Annotated in this window: 13 protein-coding genes and 2 pseudogenes; 8 read left to right on the forward strand and 7 right to left on the reverse strand. The window is 70.8% G+C overall.

The window, feature by feature from the left end; all coding sequences use genetic code 11:
* Positions 1 to 309: 309 nt before the first annotated feature.
* The 3 genes and pseudogenes from ACLJPL_RS10100 to ACLJPL_RS10110 form a co-directional block, all read right to left on the reverse strand.
* Positions 310 to 834 carry a VOC family protein gene (locus tag ACLJPL_RS10100; protein WP_411080411.1) on the reverse strand — a complete coding sequence of 175 codons (525 nt, stop codon included), beginning with the start codon at positions 832 to 834 and terminating at the stop codon, positions 310 to 312.
* Between the two features lie 152 nt (positions 835 to 986).
* A pseudogene (locus tag ACLJPL_RS10105) lies at positions 987 to 1079 on the reverse strand (pyridoxamine 5'-phosphate oxidase family protein); the annotation flags it as partial.
* A gap of 293 nt (positions 1080 to 1372) precedes the next feature.
* Positions 1373 to 1528 (reverse strand): annotated as a pseudogene (locus tag ACLJPL_RS10110) (cytochrome P450); the annotation flags it as partial.
* A gap of 135 nt (positions 1529 to 1663) precedes the next feature.
* On the opposite strand from ACLJPL_RS10110, the gene ACLJPL_RS10115 reads away from it, so the two are divergent.
* The 8 genes from ACLJPL_RS10115 (at position 1664) to ACLJPL_RS10150 (ending at position 10047) form a co-directional block, all read left to right on the forward strand.
* A complete protein-coding gene (locus tag ACLJPL_RS10115; protein WP_411080412.1) occupies positions 1664 to 2389 on the forward strand; it encodes a response regulator transcription factor in 726 nt (241 codons plus the stop codon).
* 49 nt (positions 2390 to 2438) lie between these two features.
* Positions 2439 to 4664, forward strand: a complete 2226-nt coding sequence (locus ACLJPL_RS10120) for a sensor histidine kinase (protein WP_411080413.1) — start codon at positions 2439 to 2441, stop codon at positions 4662 to 4664.
* 217 nt (positions 4665 to 4881) lie between these two features.
* Entirely contained in the window at positions 4882 to 5301 is a 420-nt protein-coding gene (locus ACLJPL_RS10125; RefSeq protein ID WP_411080414.1) for a hypothetical protein, read from the forward strand.
* Positions 5302 to 5395: 94 nt separating this feature from the next.
* Positions 5396 to 6049, forward strand: a complete 654-nt coding sequence (locus ACLJPL_RS10130; protein WP_411080415.1) for a class F sortase — start codon at positions 5396 to 5398, stop codon at positions 6047 to 6049.
* 108 nt (positions 6050 to 6157) lie between these two features.
* The gene (sph, locus tag ACLJPL_RS10135) at positions 6158 to 7147 is read left to right on the forward strand and encodes a sphingomyelin phosphodiesterase (RefSeq protein WP_411080416.1); all 990 of its coding nucleotides are present in this window, start codon (positions 6158 to 6160) and stop codon (positions 7145 to 7147) included.
* A 68-nt stretch (positions 7148 to 7215) separates the two neighbouring features.
* Positions 7216 to 8019 carry an N-formylglutamate amidohydrolase gene (locus tag ACLJPL_RS10140; protein WP_411080417.1) on the forward strand — a complete coding sequence of 268 codons (804 nt, stop codon included), beginning with the start codon at positions 7216 to 7218 and terminating at the stop codon, positions 8017 to 8019.
* Positions 8020 to 8226: 207 nt separating this feature from the next.
* On the forward strand, positions 8227 to 8487 hold the full coding sequence (locus ACLJPL_RS10145; protein WP_411080418.1) for a DUF1653 domain-containing protein: 261 nt from the start codon (positions 8227 to 8229) through the stop codon (positions 8485 to 8487).
* Between the two features lie 30 nt (positions 8488 to 8517).
* Positions 8518 to 10047 (forward strand): GMC family oxidoreductase, encoded by a 1530-nt coding sequence (locus ACLJPL_RS10150; protein ID WP_411080419.1) that lies wholly within the window; start codon positions 8518 to 8520, stop codon positions 10045 to 10047.
* A gap of 12 nt (positions 10048 to 10059) precedes the next feature.
* On the opposite strand, the gene ACLJPL_RS10155 is transcribed toward ACLJPL_RS10150, so the two are convergent.
* The 4 genes from ACLJPL_RS10155 to ACLJPL_RS10170 form a co-directional block, all read right to left on the reverse strand.
* Positions 10060 to 10686, reverse strand: a complete 627-nt coding sequence (locus ACLJPL_RS10155) for a hypothetical protein (RefSeq protein ID WP_411080420.1) — start codon at positions 10684 to 10686, stop codon at positions 10060 to 10062.
* 159 nt (positions 10687 to 10845) lie between these two features.
* Positions 10846 to 12339, reverse strand: coding sequence for an aldehyde dehydrogenase family protein (locus ACLJPL_RS10160; RefSeq protein ID WP_411080421.1), 1494 nt, complete (start codon positions 12337 to 12339; stop codon positions 10846 to 10848).
* Between the two features lie 32 nt (positions 12340 to 12371).
* Positions 12372 to 13700: a hypothetical protein gene (locus ACLJPL_RS10165; protein WP_411080422.1), complete on the reverse strand. Its 1329-nt coding sequence runs from the start codon at positions 13698 to 13700 to the stop codon at positions 12372 to 12374.
* A 189-nt stretch (positions 13701 to 13889) separates the two neighbouring features.
* Positions 13890 to 15095: a hypothetical protein gene (locus ACLJPL_RS10170; protein ID WP_411080423.1), complete on the reverse strand. Its 1206-nt coding sequence runs from the start codon at positions 15093 to 15095 to the stop codon at positions 13890 to 13892.
* Positions 15096 to 15199: the final 104 nt, after the last annotated feature.

A 15199-nucleotide genomic window follows, 5' to 3' on the forward strand; every position in this document is an offset into this window, starting at 1 on the left:
GCGTCGGGGAACGAGCCCGCGCGGTGGCGCAGGCGTGGGCGGCCCGAGCGCGAGCCCGCCCATGGGGAACGCGGGCGACACCGGCCGTGAACCTCCCGGCGGCCGGGTCGACCGGTTGCTTCAGCTCTCCGTGGACGGGAAGGTGGACGGGAAGTCAGTCACCGTGGAGACCACCTACGGTGTCTGCCAGAAGGGGGTGGGTGTCAGGGCCGCGTGAACTTCGGGCGTACGCCGGAGACCGGCGCTCGCGCCGGAGCGTGCGGAGCTGCCCCCCACGCGCTCCGGCGCGAGCGCCGGCCCGGCGAAGGCTCAGTGGGCCTGGTACTGCGGGGCGCTGGACACGCCGGTCTCCCGGCCCCCGAGCGTGGCGTCCAGGGTTTCCTGAGCCACGCGCATCGCCTCGGCGTACTTCGGCTCGGACATTCGCTCCAGGGCGATGTCAGGCGCGATCTGCTCGGCCCGGCTCGTCACCCACCAGATGTTGCCGAACGGGTCGCGCACCCTGCCCCCGCGGTCCCCCCACGCACTGTCGGCAGCCTCAGTGATCACCTGCGCCCCGTGGGCGACGGCGGCGGCCATGGCGGCGTCGGCGTCCGGGACATAGACCCGCAACAGGGACGGCATCGACGGCCAGTCAGGACGTCGGTCGAAGGCCAGCACGACCGTGTCGCCGACGCGGATCTCGCCGTGGCCGATGCTGCCGTCCTCGACCGGCACCCGCGCTGTCTCCTCGCCGCCGAACGCGACGGTGATGAAGTCGAGCAGTGCACCGGTGTCGTCGGTGACCACCCACGGCGCGACGCTGGTGTAGCCCTCGGGTGCGGCGTGACTCATCAGTCTCTTCCCTCCTGCAGTTCTTCCTGATGAGACAACACTAGGAGCCCTATAGGACAACTTGTGTCCTAGATGAGGACCGGCCTGAATGCCGGAGATGTGCGGCCGATTCCGTCGACGCGTCCTACCCGCCCGCCCGGGTCCAGGGCTGGCTGCGGTGCGAAACCCTCGCGCCGCAGCCAGTGCTCGGTGCAGAGGATCCGCTCCGCCCCGATCACGACGAGCGGTCCCGACGGCGCCTCGTCGGTGACGGGCCGGCCGGCCACGGATTGGCCACAGGCGTGGTCCAGTCCAGCGTCCCATGCGTCACCCTCGCCGCTTCTGCCCCGCCCCCTTCTTCTCCTGCGTCACCTCTGCCGCTGCTGCCCCTCCCCCTTCTCCTGCCCCACCCCCGCCGCTTCTGGCCCGCCCCCTTCTCCTGCGTCACCCCCGCCGCTTCTGCCGCTCCCCATCCCTGCGGTGACGGGCGGCAGTTCGTGCCGCCCGTCACCGTGCGGTTGTGCTCGGCGGCGGACGTCCCCCGTTCGCCCTCGCCTCGGCCCAGCAGCACCGGAATGGCCGCCATGTCGTTCCGCGTCATCACCGGCAGCTTGGTGGGCTCGGCGTCCGGGACCGCGAGCCGCAGGCCGGGGAAGCGCTCGAACAGAGCGGGCAGGGCGGCATCGGCCTCCAGCCGGAACGGGGCCGCGCCCGGGGGGCAACCGTCACCACCGGATCGGCCCCCGGGGCGCGGAGACTCCCTCCACCGGTCGCAGAGGCCCCTCCCCCGGTCTACGTCCCCGGGGCCCCGCCCGGCCTCGCGCTGTGGTCCCGCTCTACGCTCGGGTGCGTGTGCGCAGACGTCATAGTTGCCGAGGACGACGAGAAGCAGGCCGAACTCGTACGCCGCTACCTGGAACGGGAAGGACACGCCGTACGGACCGTGAGCGACGGTCTCGCCGCGCTCGACGCCGTACGGCACAAGGAACCCGACCTCCTCGTCCTCGACGTGATGATGCCCCGGGCGGACGGGCTGGACGTGGTGCGGGTGCTGCGCGCCGAGTGCCGGGAACTGCCCGTGCTGATGCTGACCGCCCGCTCCACGGAGGACGATCTGCTGCTCGGGCTCGACCTCGGCGCGGACGACTACATGACCAAGCCCTACAGCCCGCGCGAGCTGATGGCCCGCGTCCGCACACTGCTGCGCCGCACCCGGCGGCCGGGCGGCGACGCGGAACGGGCGTCCGGGGACCAGGCCCTGCGGGTGGGCGGCCTCGTGGTGGACCCCGAGCGGCACACGGTGACGGTGGACGGCGAGCCGGTGGAGTGCACCCGCGGCGAGTTCCGGATCCTGGCCGCACTGGCGGCTGGCCCCGACCGGGTGTTCAGCCGTCAGCGGCTGCTGGAGGAGCTGCACGGGTTCGACCGCTACATCAGCGACCGGACGGTCGACGTGCACGTCATGAACCTGCGCAAGAAGATCGAGCCCGCACCCCGGCGGCCGGTCCGTCTGCTCACCGTCTTCGGGGTCGGCTACAAACTCACCGACCCGGCGAAGGCCGCGCGGCGTGGGTAGGGGCCGGGGCGACGATCACACCCGGACCGGGGCCCGGAGCGCCCGGAGCATGCCCACGGCCCAGGGCCGGGGCCAGGGCCAGGGCCGGGGCCAGGGCCAGGGCCGGGGCCAGGGCCAGGGCCAGGGCCGGGGCCAGGCCCAGCGCCCGCCCCGGTCCCGCGCGGAAGGCAGGCCCAGGGCTCGCGCGGGGACCCGGCCCCGGGATCAGGCCCGCGTACCGCTGCGGCGGAGTCTGCTGGGGCGGCTGCTCGGGGTGTCGGCGCTGGTGGCCGCGTGTTCGGTGGCGGCCACCGCCTGGCTCGCCGTACAGACCACCTCGGTCGCGATCCGTCAGGAGCAGGGCCAGAACCTGACCGCCGACGCCCGGATCTACGACACCCTGCTCGACTACGCCGCCCGCAACCCGACCTGGGACGAAGTGGACGCGACCGTACGGAAGTTGGCCCGGGACTCGGGCCGCCGGGTCGCCCTCACCACGCAGAGCCGGCGGCCGCTCGCCGACTCCGCCACCGCGCCGACCGCCCCCGCCCTGCCGCCGGAAGCCTCGGCGGTGGTCGACCCGCTGTCGGTGGACACCGTCCTGGCCGCGCGGAGCACCGAGGCGCGGGGCACGGCCGCCGACCGGATCGACCCGCGGGCGGTGGGCCCGTTCCTGTTGCCGGCGGCCGAGCGTACGGCGCTGCGGCGGACCGCCGACCGGAAGGCGGAGTGCCTGAACCGGGTGGGGATCGCCTCGGACGTCGTCGTCGGGCCGAGCGGTCGGCCCCGGGTGCAGATGGTGGGCAACGACCCCGAACGGGCCCTGGGCGCCCGGTGCGACCCCACGGACCTGGACGCGCCCACCCCTACGGAGCGGAAGGCGCTCAGCGCGCTCAACGAACTGGCCGACGCCTGCCTGAAGCGCCAGGACCGCAGCGGTGTGCGGCTGAACCAGGACCTGTCGTGGGGCGGGGTGGCCGTCGTGCCGGTGCCGGGCCCCCTGCCCGCTCCCCGGCCGAGCGACGCGCGCGAGGCCGCCCCCGCTCCGGCCGTCGAACCGCCCCGGGAGCTCACCGGGGAGGACGACCGGGCCATCGCCTCATGCGTGGGGACGGCGCGCAGCGAACAGCTCAGCTCGTACGTGGCCTCCCCCGCGCTCCTGTTCATCGGCGACGAGGGCGGCGCCACGGTGCCCGGTTTCGACCTCTCCCCGGCCAACACCGCGAAGATCGCCGGGGTCGCGGCGCTGGTCCTGGCGCTGACCGTGGGCGCGTCGGTGCTCGCGGGCGCGCGGCTGGTCCGTCCGCTGCACGCGCTGACCGGGGCCGCGCAGCGGATGCGGGACGGTGAGGAGCACGCCTCGGTCCCGGTCGCGGGGGACGACGAGATCGGCAGGCTGGCCGCCGCGTTCAACGACATGTCCGCGCACCGGGCGCGGCTGGAGGAGCAGCGCAAGGCCATGGTGAGCGACGTGGCCCATGAGCTGCGCACTCCGCTGAGCAACATCCGGGGCTGGCTGGAGGCGGCCCAGGACGGTCTGGCCGACCCGGATCCGGCGTTCGTCTCCTCGCTGCTGGAGGAGGCGGTGCAGCTCCAGCACATCATCGACGACCTCCAGGACCTGGCCGCCGCCGACGCCGGGGCGCTGCGGCTGCACCCCGAACCGGTCCGGATCCACGACCTCCTGAGCCAGGTCGCCGCCGCCCACCAGGCACGCGCGGAGACGGCGGGCGTCACCCTGACCGTGGTGACCGCCGCCCCGGCCCCCACCCTGCACGCGGACCCGGTCAGGCTGCGGCAGGCGGTGGGCAACCTGGTCTCCAACGCCGTACGCCATACGCCGGCGGGCGGGACGGTGACGCTGCGCGCGTACGGGGACGGGGACGGGGACGGGTCAGGGTCCGGGGGCCGGGACGGGTCAGGGTTCGGGGACCGGGACGCCGGCGCATCCGGGGGCCGGGACGGGTCCGACTCAGGGGACCGGGACGGGTCAGGCGAATCCGAGTCCGAGTCCGAGTCCGAGTCCGGCGAGATCGTGATCGAGGTGGCGGACACCGGGAGCGGGATCGCGCCCGGAGACCTCCCTCACGTGTTCGACCGCTTCTGGCGCGCCGAGAAGTCGCGCAGCCGCCGTACGGGAGGCAGCGGCCTCGGCCTCGCCATCGTCCGCAAACTGGCCGAGGCCCACGGCGGCACGGCGAGCGCGACCAGTACGCAGGGGAAGGGCTCGGCCTTCACCCTGCGCCTCCCCCTGCGCCTCCCGGCACTGCATCGCGGTCCCGACGAGATGACCTGATGAGACGGCCCCATGAGATGACCCGATGAGGTGGCCCCATGAGACGGGCTGACGGGATGACCGGACGAGACGGCCCGACGAGATGACCTGATGGGATGACCACAACGTCCTGACAGTTTCCTCATAACTTCCGGACAGCCTGGCTCCACGCCCCGCACCCGGTGCACAACCGGCACCCGGGCCCGTCACGGGGCGACCAACGGATGGAGCCTTCCGTATGACCGCTTCGATCACTCGCCTCTCCCTGCGCACCGCCGTGCTCGCCGCCGTCGCGGCCGGCGCGGTGCTGCTCCCGTCGACCGCCGCCCTCGCCGCCCCGTCCCCGAGGCCGTCCGCGCCCGCCGAGAGCGCCCCCGCGGTGTCGCCGGAGCGGGCGAAGGCCGCCAAGGCCGCGAAGGACGCCCGCCCCTCGGCCGTGCCGCGCGGTGGAGTCGCCGCCGGTGACCGACCCGCGCCCGCGGCCCCCAAGGAGGCCGCCACCGCCCCGGCGGTCGTGCCGCGCGGCGGTGTCGCGGCCGGTGAGCGCCCGGCCGGCGCAGGTGACGGCAGCGGCGCCACGGCCCTCGCGGGGTCGGTGGCCGGTGCGGCCCTGCTCGCGGGTGCGGGCACCCTCGTGCTGCGCCGCCGCAACGGCTGACCCGACATCACTGCCCACCGCTGACTCCGGATGTGGCGCCGCCGTGCACGGGGGCGGCGCCACATCCGGTGACGGCCCCGCCGACCGGAGCCTCATGCCCTCCCGCCTCTCCCCCCTCCTCCGCCGCCCCCGAACGGCCGGCCTGCTGCCCGGCCTCGTCCTGTGCGCGACCCTGGCAGCCTGCGCCGCACCGACTCCCGCCACGCCCCCGGACCCGGCCCCGACGTCGGCCCCCGACACCACCCCAACGCGACAGCCGCCCCCCACGGCCAGCACACCCACCACACCCAGCACAGACAGTTCGGCCCCCGCCCACGTCGCCATCCCCTCCCTGGGCATCCGCAGCTCCCTCATGCGCCTCGGCCTCAACGCGGACGGCACGGTCGAGGTCCCGCCCGCCGAACAGGGCATGAAGGCGGGCTGGTTCACCGGCGGAGCGATACCCGGCCGGCCCGGAGCGGCCGTACTGATCGGCCACAACGACACCCGTTTCGGCAGGGCCGTCTTCCACGACCTCAAGGACATCCGCAAGGGCGCCGAGGTCGTCGTCCGCGACGGCGACGGAAAGTCCCTGAGCTTCACCGTCACGGGCAAGGAGACGGTGAGCAAGAAGGCGTTCCCCACCGAACGGGTCTACGGCGCGACCAGGGGCAGCGCGCTGCGGCTGGTCACCTGCGACGGAGCGTTCGACGCCGAGGGGCACCCCGTCGACAACCTCATCGTGTACGCCGAACCGACGGAATCCTGATGGCAGCGAGCCGGACAGACTGACGGCATCCGATGTCTACCCGTGGGTAACTGCCGCTGCTTTGATGGGTGCCACCCGGTACGCCCCCACTCATCAGCAGGAGACCTCGTGCCGCACACCGCGTTCCGCCGCCTGACCGGCGTGGCTCTGTCCGCCGCGCTCGCCGGCGTCACCCTGGCCGCGAACTCGCCCCAGGCAGCGGCGGCCCCCGCCGCCGAGACCCCGTCGCTGCGGGTGCTCTCGTACAACACGTTCATCTTCAGCAAGAGCCTCTACCCCAACTGGGGCCAGGACCACCGGGCGGCGGAGATCCCGAAGACGTCGTTCTTCCGGGGCAACGACGTCGTGGTGATCCAGGAGGCGTTCGACAACGGGGCCTCCGACGCTCTGCTGCGGAACTCCGCGTCCCAGTACCCGTACCAGACGCCGGTGGTCGGCCGGAGCAAGAGCGGCTGGGACGCCACCAGCGGCTCGTACTCGGCGACCACCCCGGAGGACGGCGGCGTCACGATCCTGAGCAAGTGGCCGATCGTGCGCAAGGAGCAGTACGTCTTCAAGGACGCCTGCGGCGGCGACTGGTGGTCCAACAAGGGCTTCGCCTATACCGTGTTGAACGTCAACGGCGCCCGGGTCCACGTCGTCGGCACCCACGCCCAGTCGACCGACCCCGGCTGTTCGGCGGGCGAGGCGGCCCAGATGCGCAGCCGGCAGTTCAAGGCGATGGACGCCTTCCTCGACGCGAAGAAGATCCCCGCCTCCGAACAGGTCATCGTGGCGGGCGACTTCAACGTGGACGCGCACTCCGCCGAGTACGCCTCCTTCCTCAAGGACGCGGACCTAACGGCGGCCGACACCAAGACCGGCCACCCGTACTCCTTCGACACCCGCGACAACTCGATCGCCTCCGAGCGCTACCCGAACGACCCCCGCGAGGACCTCGACCACGTCCTGCACCGCGCCGGCCACGTCAAGCCGTCCGGCTGGAAGAACGACGTGATCAAGGAGCAGAGCGCCCCCTGGACGGTCTCCAGCTGGGGCAAGAACTACACGTACACGAACCTCTCCGACCACTACCCGGTGATCGGTTCCGCCAACTGACTTCACGGATGGGACAATCGGGCTCCCCGTCTCCCCACTGAAGCACCGAGAAGGACCGAGACCGCTCCATGAGCACTGACCCCCAGCCGTCGTTCCGCCTCCTGCCCGGAAGCTCTGAGTCCCCGGTACTGCTGCACGTGCCGCACGGCTCCCGGGCGATTCCCGAGGAGGTACGCGGCGGAGTCGTCCTGGACGACAGTGCTCTGGAGCGGGAACTCGATCACATCACCGACGCCCATACGGCCGAGCTGGCGGCCCGGGCGGCCGAGGCGTGCGCCGTCCGGCCCTGGCGGTTCGTCAACGCCCTCTCCCGACTGGTCGTCGACCCCGAGCGCTTCCCGGACGACCGCGAGGAGATGCGCGCCGTGGGCATGGGCGCGGTGTACACCCACACCACGCACCGCGAGCGGCTGCGCCCGCCGGGCCTCGACCAAACACCCCTGCTGGAGCGGTACTTCCACCCCTACGCGCGGGCGATGACGGAGGCGGTCGACGCCCGGATCGCCGCCACGGGCCGCGCGGTGATCGTCGACGTCCACTCGTACCCGACCGCGCCCCTCCCGTACGAACTCCACGGAACGGGCCCCCGACCGCCCGTCTGCCTGGGCACGGACCCCTTCCACACCCCGCCCGAACTGCGCTCCCTGGCCGAGGCGGCGTTCGCCGGCTTCGGCGGCACGGGCGTCGACAGCCCGTTCATTGGCACGTACGTCCCCCTGAAGCACTACGGCACGGACCGCCGGGTCTCGGCCCTGATGATCGAGATCCGCCGCGACACGTACATGACCGAGCCGGGCGGGCCTGCGGGTCCCGGGCTCGACGCGCTGGCGGGGGCGCTGGTGGAGCTGGTCGAACTGGCGGGGAGGGCCTGAATTCCCCTGGGACCGGGCGAACGGCCGTTCGCGTACGACCGACCGGGACGGCACGGCGGAGACGACCGCACCGACGTCCGCCCAACCTCGCGTATTCGTCACATATGCCCCTGAGCGCCGCTAGCATGATGGCCAGTCAGAGCCGGGGTGGTGAAGCGGAGCCGTCGGCTCGCACGACATCGGTGAACAGGGATACGGGAACACGGTATGAGCGATTCGACGATCAAGCTCGGTGTCTACGAGCACTTCAGCGGGCACCTCTACGAAGTCACCGGCTTCGGACACCACGTCCTGGGCGACGGCATGGACGAACAGGTGGGCCAGGACGCGGTGGTCTACCACGCGCTGTTCCACTCACCCGCCTACGGTGACCGCCACACCTGGGTGAGACCGGTCGACAATTTCGTCGAGGACGTGGACGTCGAAGGGCGGCGGGTTCCCCGCTTCCGCTATGTGGGCGATCACTGATCCGATGATCAGGTCACGAGCCGTCCGCCCATGACCGCCGATACCGGAGCCTCCTCCTTCGATCTGGTGATCGTCGGAGCGGGTACCGCGGGCTGCGTCCTGGCGAACCGGCTCTCGGCCGATCCGGACCGGCGCACTCTCCTGGTCGAGGCGGGACCGGACTACCACTCCTCCGCCCTGCCTCACGACCTGGCTTCGTGTGCCGATCTGAGCACGTCCCACGACTGGAAGTACACGGCGTCGGCGGGCCGGCGCAACCCGGCCCAGCCCCTCCCTCGGGCCCGTGTGGTGGGCGGCTGCTCGGCCACCAACGCCTGCCTGGCGGTACGCGGGGCGCCCCGGGACTACGACGCGTGGGCCGCCGAGGCGGGCGGCGCCGACTGGTCCTACCAGGCGATGCTGCCGTTCTTCCGCACGCTGGAGAACGACCTCGACTTCACCGGCGACCACCACGGGGCGGGCGGCCCGTTGCCCATCCGCCGCTACACCCCGCAGGAGATGACGCCCTTCAGCGCAGCCCTGCTGGAAGCGGCCCGGGCCGCGGGGGCGACGCCCGTGGACGATCACAACCGGCCGGGTGCGGTGGGCGCGGGCCCTGCCCCGATCACCCTGCTCGGCGGCCGTCGTACGAGTACGGCCCAGGGCTATCTGGACCCGGTGCGGTCACGTCCGAACCTGGTGATTCGCTCCCGTACCGCAGTCGACCGGGTCCTCACGCACCGCGGTGTGGCGCGAGGTGTACGACTGGTCTCCGGTGAGGTGATACCGGCCGGCGTCGTGGTGCTGGCAGCCGGCGCGTACAGCAGTTGCGCGATTCTCCTGCGTTCGGGGATAGGGCCGGCCGCCGAACTGAGCCGGCTGGGGATAGCTCCCGCGGTCGACCTGCCGGGCGTCGGAAGGAATTTGCAGGACCATACGGGCCTGTCACTGCGATGGTCGGCACCGGTGACAGCACCCATGGAACCTCGCTACCAGGTGCTCGTCACGGCGGCGGATCCACAGGGCCGGCCCGACGAGGTCGCGCTCCATCTCATCGGCGCGTGCACCGGCACGACCGGCGAGGGCCGCGCGGAGGCGTTCGTCTCCGTACGAGTGATGCGGACCCTGTCCCGGGGGCGCGTCCGTCTCGCGGGGCGGGACCCGGCCCTGCCGCCGGTGGTGGAACCGTGCTACTTCGACCATCCGGAAGACCTCCGGCTCCTGAGAGAGGGCCTGGGCCATGCCTACCGGATCACCGGCGCGGCACCGCTGCGCGACCGCTTCGACGCCACGCCCCGTCCTGGCCCGGCGCTGCTCGAAGACCCGGCGCTACTGGAGCGTCACGTCAACCGTTCGTCCAGCGGATACCACCATCCGGTCGGCACCTGCCGCATGGGAGAGGATCCGCGCAGCGGGGCGGTCACCGACTGGGCCGGCCGCGTACACGGCGTCGCGGACCTGCGGGTCTGTGACGCGTCGGTGATGCCGGTCATCCCCAGCGGAAACACAGCCCTGCCCACCATCGCCGTCGCCGAGCGGATGGCGCACCTCTGGCTGCGCGGACCGGGCGGATTGCGGTAGCGGCCGGCCCGGCTAGCGCGGCGTCAGATGGTAGGTCGCCGCTTGCACCGACACGGCGCCGGCCAGCGCCCACCAGGAAAGTCCACCCATAAGGGTCCAGGTCAGTGAGGTCGCGACCAGACCGAGAGGGTAGACGTACGGCGTCGCCCGCCGGTATCCGAGTATCACCGGGAGCGTCATCACCCGCTCCTCGGCGTCCTTGCCGGCATCCCGGACATCGCCGAGCAGGTTGCGTACCGACATGAGCAGGAGGACGAGTGCGGCGGTGAATGCCGTCGTTCCCGGTACGAGGAGAACCAGGAACATCTTCAGCGCGCCGTTCAACAGCGGAGAGACAGCCGCGGCCCAGGGGAAACGCTTCTTGTACGTGTAGGCCACGGCAGACACGTAGAAGGCGGGCAACCAGAGGCTCGGCGCCACCAGAGGCGCCAGCAGCCACGGCACGGCCCACAGCGACCAGTGCCAGCCGAGGCGGCCCCGGTCGCGGTGACGCCACTCCAGGTGGATGAGGAAGCCGAACCACAGCAGGCTGACGCCCAGAATCCCGCGCGGATCCGCGTTCAGAGCGGCCAGGAGCAACAGCAGATCAACGTACGAATACAGACGTAACTGACCGACGTAATTGCGTAACCAAGGCATCCTGACTCCAGATAGCACACGAAGCCCCGACACGGCATCTGCCGTGCGGGGCGGGCTAGTTGGGACAACGCGACTCACCGTCGCCCGCCCCTCGAGAGGGGCGGGCGACAGGCTCGCGGCCGGTTTCGTCCACGCTGCGGAGTTCGGCGGGCGGGGAGGTCAGGGGGCCCGGTAGACCACCTTCGTGCTCAAGAAGGCTTCGATGCCCTCGCGACCGAGATCGTGACCGTTGCCGGAGAGTTTGACGCCGCCCCAGGGCACGTAGGGAAGGAAGTAGCCGAAGCAGTTCACCCAGCACGTTCCGACGCGCACCCGCTCGGCGAAGGAGTCGGCGGTGCCCGGGCGCGAGGTCCAGACCGAAGCCGAAAGCCCGTAGTCCGAGTCATTGGCGAGCGCCACGACCTCGTCGAGGTCGGTGAACGGGTAGACGCAGCCCACGGGCCCGAACACCTCTTCGCGGGAGATGCGATCACCGGCCGACACATCGCCGAGCAGGGTCGGCTCGTAGAAGAGGCCGCCGAGCTCGGCCGGCGAACCCCCGGTCAGGAGCCGCGCCCCGTCGTCCAACGCCTGCGTGACCATGCCGCTCACGGTACGCAGGTGGTCACGGTCGATCAGGGGGCCCTGCTGCGTGGAGTCGTCGAGAGGATCTCCCAGCCGCCTGGACCTGGCCTGCTTCACCAACCGCCCGACGAACTCCTCGTACACCTCACGCTGTACGTAAGTACGCCCGGCCGCACAGCAGTTCTGCCCGGAAAGATCGAATACGGCGTCGGTCGTGGCGTCCAGGGCCGCGTCCAGGTCGGCATCGGCGAAGACGACGTTGGCTCCCTTGCCCCCCAGTTCCGTGGTCAGCCGGGGCATCCTCCAGGACGAGCCGCGCGTGATCGACCGGGCGGTCTCGGCGCTGCCCGTGAACGTGATCTTGTCGATGCGCGCATCCGAGGCGAGCGCCGCTCCCGCGACATCTCCGGCGCCCGTCACGACGTTCACCACGCCCGGCGGGAAACCCGCCTCGGCGAACCGCGAGGCGAGTGCCTGCGCGGAGAGCGGCGCCCGCTCGGCCGCCTTGATCACCACGGTGCACCCCGCCGCCAGGGCGGGCGCCATCTTCCAGGAGATGCAGGCGAAGGGGAAGTTCCACGGAATGATGGCCGCGCACACGCCCACGGGCTCACGCTGGGTGGAGACGCGGACCGGCCCGGCGGGGGGAAGCGTGTCCCCGTAGATGCGCCCGGCCCACTCCGCGTAGTAGCGGTAGACGGTGGCCGCGTGCGGGATGTCCCAGGCCCGCACGCCCTGGAACCGCTTCCCCGCGTCCGCGGATTCCAGGAGGGCCAGGTCTTCCAGGTCACGGTCGATGATGCCGGCCAGCCTGTTCAGCACCGCACCGCGTTCCGACGGGGACATGCGGGGCCAGGGGCCTTCGTCGAAAGCGCTGCGTGCGGCCTCGACCGCGGCTTCCACGTCCGCCTTGCCGGCCGCCGGCATGGTGACGAGCGCCTGTTCGGTCGTGGGGTCGCCCACGGCGAAGGTCGCATCGGTACGTGGTTCCACGAAGGCCCCGCCGATGAACGGGCGCACATCCAGCGCGGGCAGCACGTGAGCCGCCAGGTAGTCGCGTCGCCCTGAGGCGTCAGGCGGACAGGACATGTTCTTCTCCTTGGAGGTCGATGTTCCGGCGGTCACAGAATGATGGAACGGCTGGAGGCGTCGGCGGTGAAGAGCTCCACAGGATGGCGGAGGAAAACCGTCTCTCTGGGGAACAGCAGTACGGGGACCCGGTCAGGCAGGACAAGATCCCATTCGCGAACCCCGAATACGCGCGCCGCTTCCCTTCTACCGCCTTCAGCAAAGGTCAACTGGGCTTCCTGACTGCGTTCTTCGAGGAAGTCCATGTTGTCGGACATCGTACGGGTACTGCATACGTCGATCTCCCAGTTGGCCGAGTTGTCCGCCAGGCTGAACCAGGGGAAGTACCCTATTCCGCCCCCGTAATAGCTGTAATCAGCACCGGCTCCCTCATCGGGGGGTGTGACCAGTCGAACGCTGGTGCCCAAAGCGCGGTAACGCATCATGACGTGCCAGAGAGCGACCAGCAGAACCCTGGGGGCGGAGCGCACGTCCGCGCTCGGCAACGGGAGGAGTCGCTCGCTCACGAATTCTTCCCGACCCCGCCCGATATCGCACGTCGCCTTCATGAAATGGTGATAGCACGTGGAGAAGAGCCAGAGATTGGCCGTGCCGAACAGCGATTCGGGGCAATAGTTGCGAACGAGGTCGAGACAGTCGGCCGCATCGTACATGCGCTCACGGATGATCCCGAGCGCTCCCGCCATTCCGGTCCTGAAGTTGATCTTCGCGAATTCTTCCGGGTCGAACTCTTTTCGGTACTGCGGCAGTCGACTCTGAAGAAAGTCCCATTCATGTCTTCGAACGAATTCAAGGCTGCTTTTCTCATTGAAGACGGTACCGATGTCCACGACCAGATCAGGAACGTGGATCACGTCCGGGGAGGCGAGCACGCTGAAGAACCCCGCGACCCAGTGGGCACTCCACAACAAAGAGAACGTGGCGAGGTTCAGCCGGTTCTGTTCCGGTATGTAGATGACGCCACCCTGATGACGCCAGTCCACCGCGCGGAAGTACTCGTTGAGATCGACCACATACCAGTCGAAACGCTCGGCCGGGGGCAGATACATGAGGTCATGAGCGGGAACCCCGGAGTCCCGCTGCACGGCCAGCGCCAACAGGAGGTTCCCCGAGCGGCTGGCTTCGTACAGGCCCTCCACAGCCTTCAAACCCAACCTGTAGCGATAACTCGCACACCCGAGCGGCCCGTCCTCGACCAGGCCGGCGCGCTCCCGGTCCGTCGACTTCACCTGCCATCTGAGCTCCACCTGGTCGGCCGCAGACCACAGGGACGGAATGCGCACGACGTAATCGATCTTCTGTGTGTCGGGCTGCATCACCGACACCTGAAAGGGGGTCGCGTTCGCCAGCCAGAGGAGCATCAGATCATGAAAGGTGCTCTCGGCTGCGGCGCCTCTCTGCTCAGCATTGATTCCGCTACGACTCCGGTCGCCGTTCACGATGACCCCCCACAGCCCGGCGGACGATGACCCGCGTGCGAGGGGCCACCGAACAGAAACCGGTCCTCAAGCCACGGGAAATGATGGTAGCGCGTATGGCCCACAAAATATTCACTGTTGACCGACGTAAAGAGGAACAGGGGTCAACTCGGCCAGCTTCCCCACATAGCGGCGCACCTCATAAAGATCATTGACGACTCCGCTCTCCGCGATCTGCGCCGCAGCACTGCGCGTGCGATAGAGCATCTCCGAACGTTCACCCTCCCCGTAGAGAAAGCTCAAGAGCTGACAAACCCGCTCGGCCAGCTCGAAGCCCGTGGTCACGGGAAAACCGGCCCGAATTCTGGACGCGGCCCATCGGACAGTGGCGATCCAGGCGTCCGTATGCGCGACGGAGAGCGTGAGGTTGCGGTGGTAGCAACCGAGCCACCGGCAACGCCCGGTGGTCCGAAACCGGTAGGGCGCCCAGACCACCCGGGCCCGCGGCGCGGCGAGTACGCCGCCTCCCGAGCGCCAGGCCCGTCCCCGCAGGAAGGTGTCGGCCAGGGCGCGGGGTTGGGGAACCCCCGCGAGCGCCTCTCGTCGCGCAAGGCACTCGAGGAAGCGGTGCACCTCGCCGCCTTCCTCGGCCCGACAGGATTCGAGCGGGCCGGCCCCCTCGACGACGGTCATCACCGCGAACGGGTCGGGGATGTCCGGGGCCACCCGGGGCCCGCTGCCCTGGCGTGCCCTGTCGAGCCGCTCCAGGAGGAGGTGAGCCGTCGCCTCGATCGACCGGGCCGGGCCGTCCTCACCCGCGATGCGCAGCCGCAGGCCGCGCTCGTGCTCCGACACCTGATCCGCCCAGGCTTCCATCGCTCCGCCGCCCCGGAGCGTGGTCGCCACGATGACCGAGTTCGCCAAGGGGTGGCACAGGGCCTCCGCGGTCACCCGCGCCGATGGCTCGGAGGATTCGATCCTGACCGGACGACTCGGCCGCAAGGGCACTTGGGAGCGCCAGCCCTGTGCGCCGTTGGCTTCGGAGTACGCACGCATGCGCAGCGACCGTCGCCAGAAGTTGTTGCTGTCGCCGTGCGGGGAGGCGGGGTCCGCCCAGGGAAGCGACAGTGGCACCGCTTCCCCCACGGCGGGCCAGCCGCCCTGTGCCGTGGCCAGGACCGGACCGGCCGCCTTGGCCCGCCGGAACATCGCGTCGTAGTCGACGGGGGTGACGAAGCCGGAGACCGCGGGCGACGGGGCGGCCGAACCGGCGGCGAGGGCGGGCAGGGAGGCCGTGAAGACGTAACTGATCCGGAGCTGGCCGATCGAGACAGTCATGTCACGGGCCCCTTCTTCGTATTACTATGCACGAGATTCGGTTCAAAGCTCGTGGCAGGCCCACATGTTGCCCGGACACCGGGTGGGCGGAGAGCCCAAACGAC

This window comes from Streptomyces sp. cmx-18-6, assembly GCF_046548915.1.
Taxonomy (GTDB): domain Bacteria; phylum Actinomycetota; class Actinomycetes; order Streptomycetales; family Streptomycetaceae; genus Streptomyces.

What these genes read in the sequence shown, in the direction of transcription:
- ACLJPL_RS10155 (WP_411080420.1), bottom strand. Translation starts at nt 10,686, where the DNA reads ATGCCTTGGTTACGCAATTACGTCGGTCAGTTACGTCTGTATTCGTAC.
- ACLJPL_RS10145 (WP_411080418.1), top strand. Translation starts at nt 8,227, where the DNA reads ATGAGCGATTCGACGATCAAGCTCGGTGTCTACGAGCACTTCAGCGGG.
- ACLJPL_RS10150 (WP_411080419.1), top strand. Translation starts at nt 8,518, where the DNA reads ATGACCGCCGATACCGGAGCCTCCTCCTTCGATCTGGTGATCGTCGGA.
- ACLJPL_RS10100 (WP_411080411.1), bottom strand. Translation starts at nt 834, where the DNA reads ATGAGTCACGCCGCACCCGAGGGCTACACCAGCGTCGCGCCGTGGGTG.
- ACLJPL_RS10170 (WP_411080423.1), bottom strand. Translation starts at nt 15,095, where the DNA reads ATGACTGTCTCGATCGGCCAGCTCCGGATCAGTTACGTCTTCACGGCC.
- ACLJPL_RS10125 (WP_411080414.1), top strand. Translation starts at nt 4,882, where the DNA reads ATGACCGCTTCGATCACTCGCCTCTCCCTGCGCACCGCCGTGCTCGCC.
- ACLJPL_RS10160 (WP_411080421.1), bottom strand. Translation starts at nt 12,339, where the DNA reads ATGTCCTGTCCGCCTGACGCCTCAGGGCGACGCGACTACCTGGCGGCT.
- ACLJPL_RS10165 (WP_411080422.1), bottom strand. Translation starts at nt 13,700, where the DNA reads ATGCTCCTCTGGCTGGCGAACGCGACCCCCTTTCAGGTGTCGGTGATG.
- ACLJPL_RS10140 (WP_411080417.1), top strand. Translation starts at nt 7,216, where the DNA reads ATGAGCACTGACCCCCAGCCGTCGTTCCGCCTCCTGCCCGGAAGCTCT.
- ACLJPL_RS10120 (WP_411080413.1), top strand. Translation starts at nt 2,439, where the DNA reads ATGCCCACGGCCCAGGGCCGGGGCCAGGGCCAGGGCCGGGGCCAGGGC.
- ACLJPL_RS10130 (WP_411080415.1), top strand. Translation starts at nt 5,396, where the DNA reads ATGCCCTCCCGCCTCTCCCCCCTCCTCCGCCGCCCCCGAACGGCCGGC.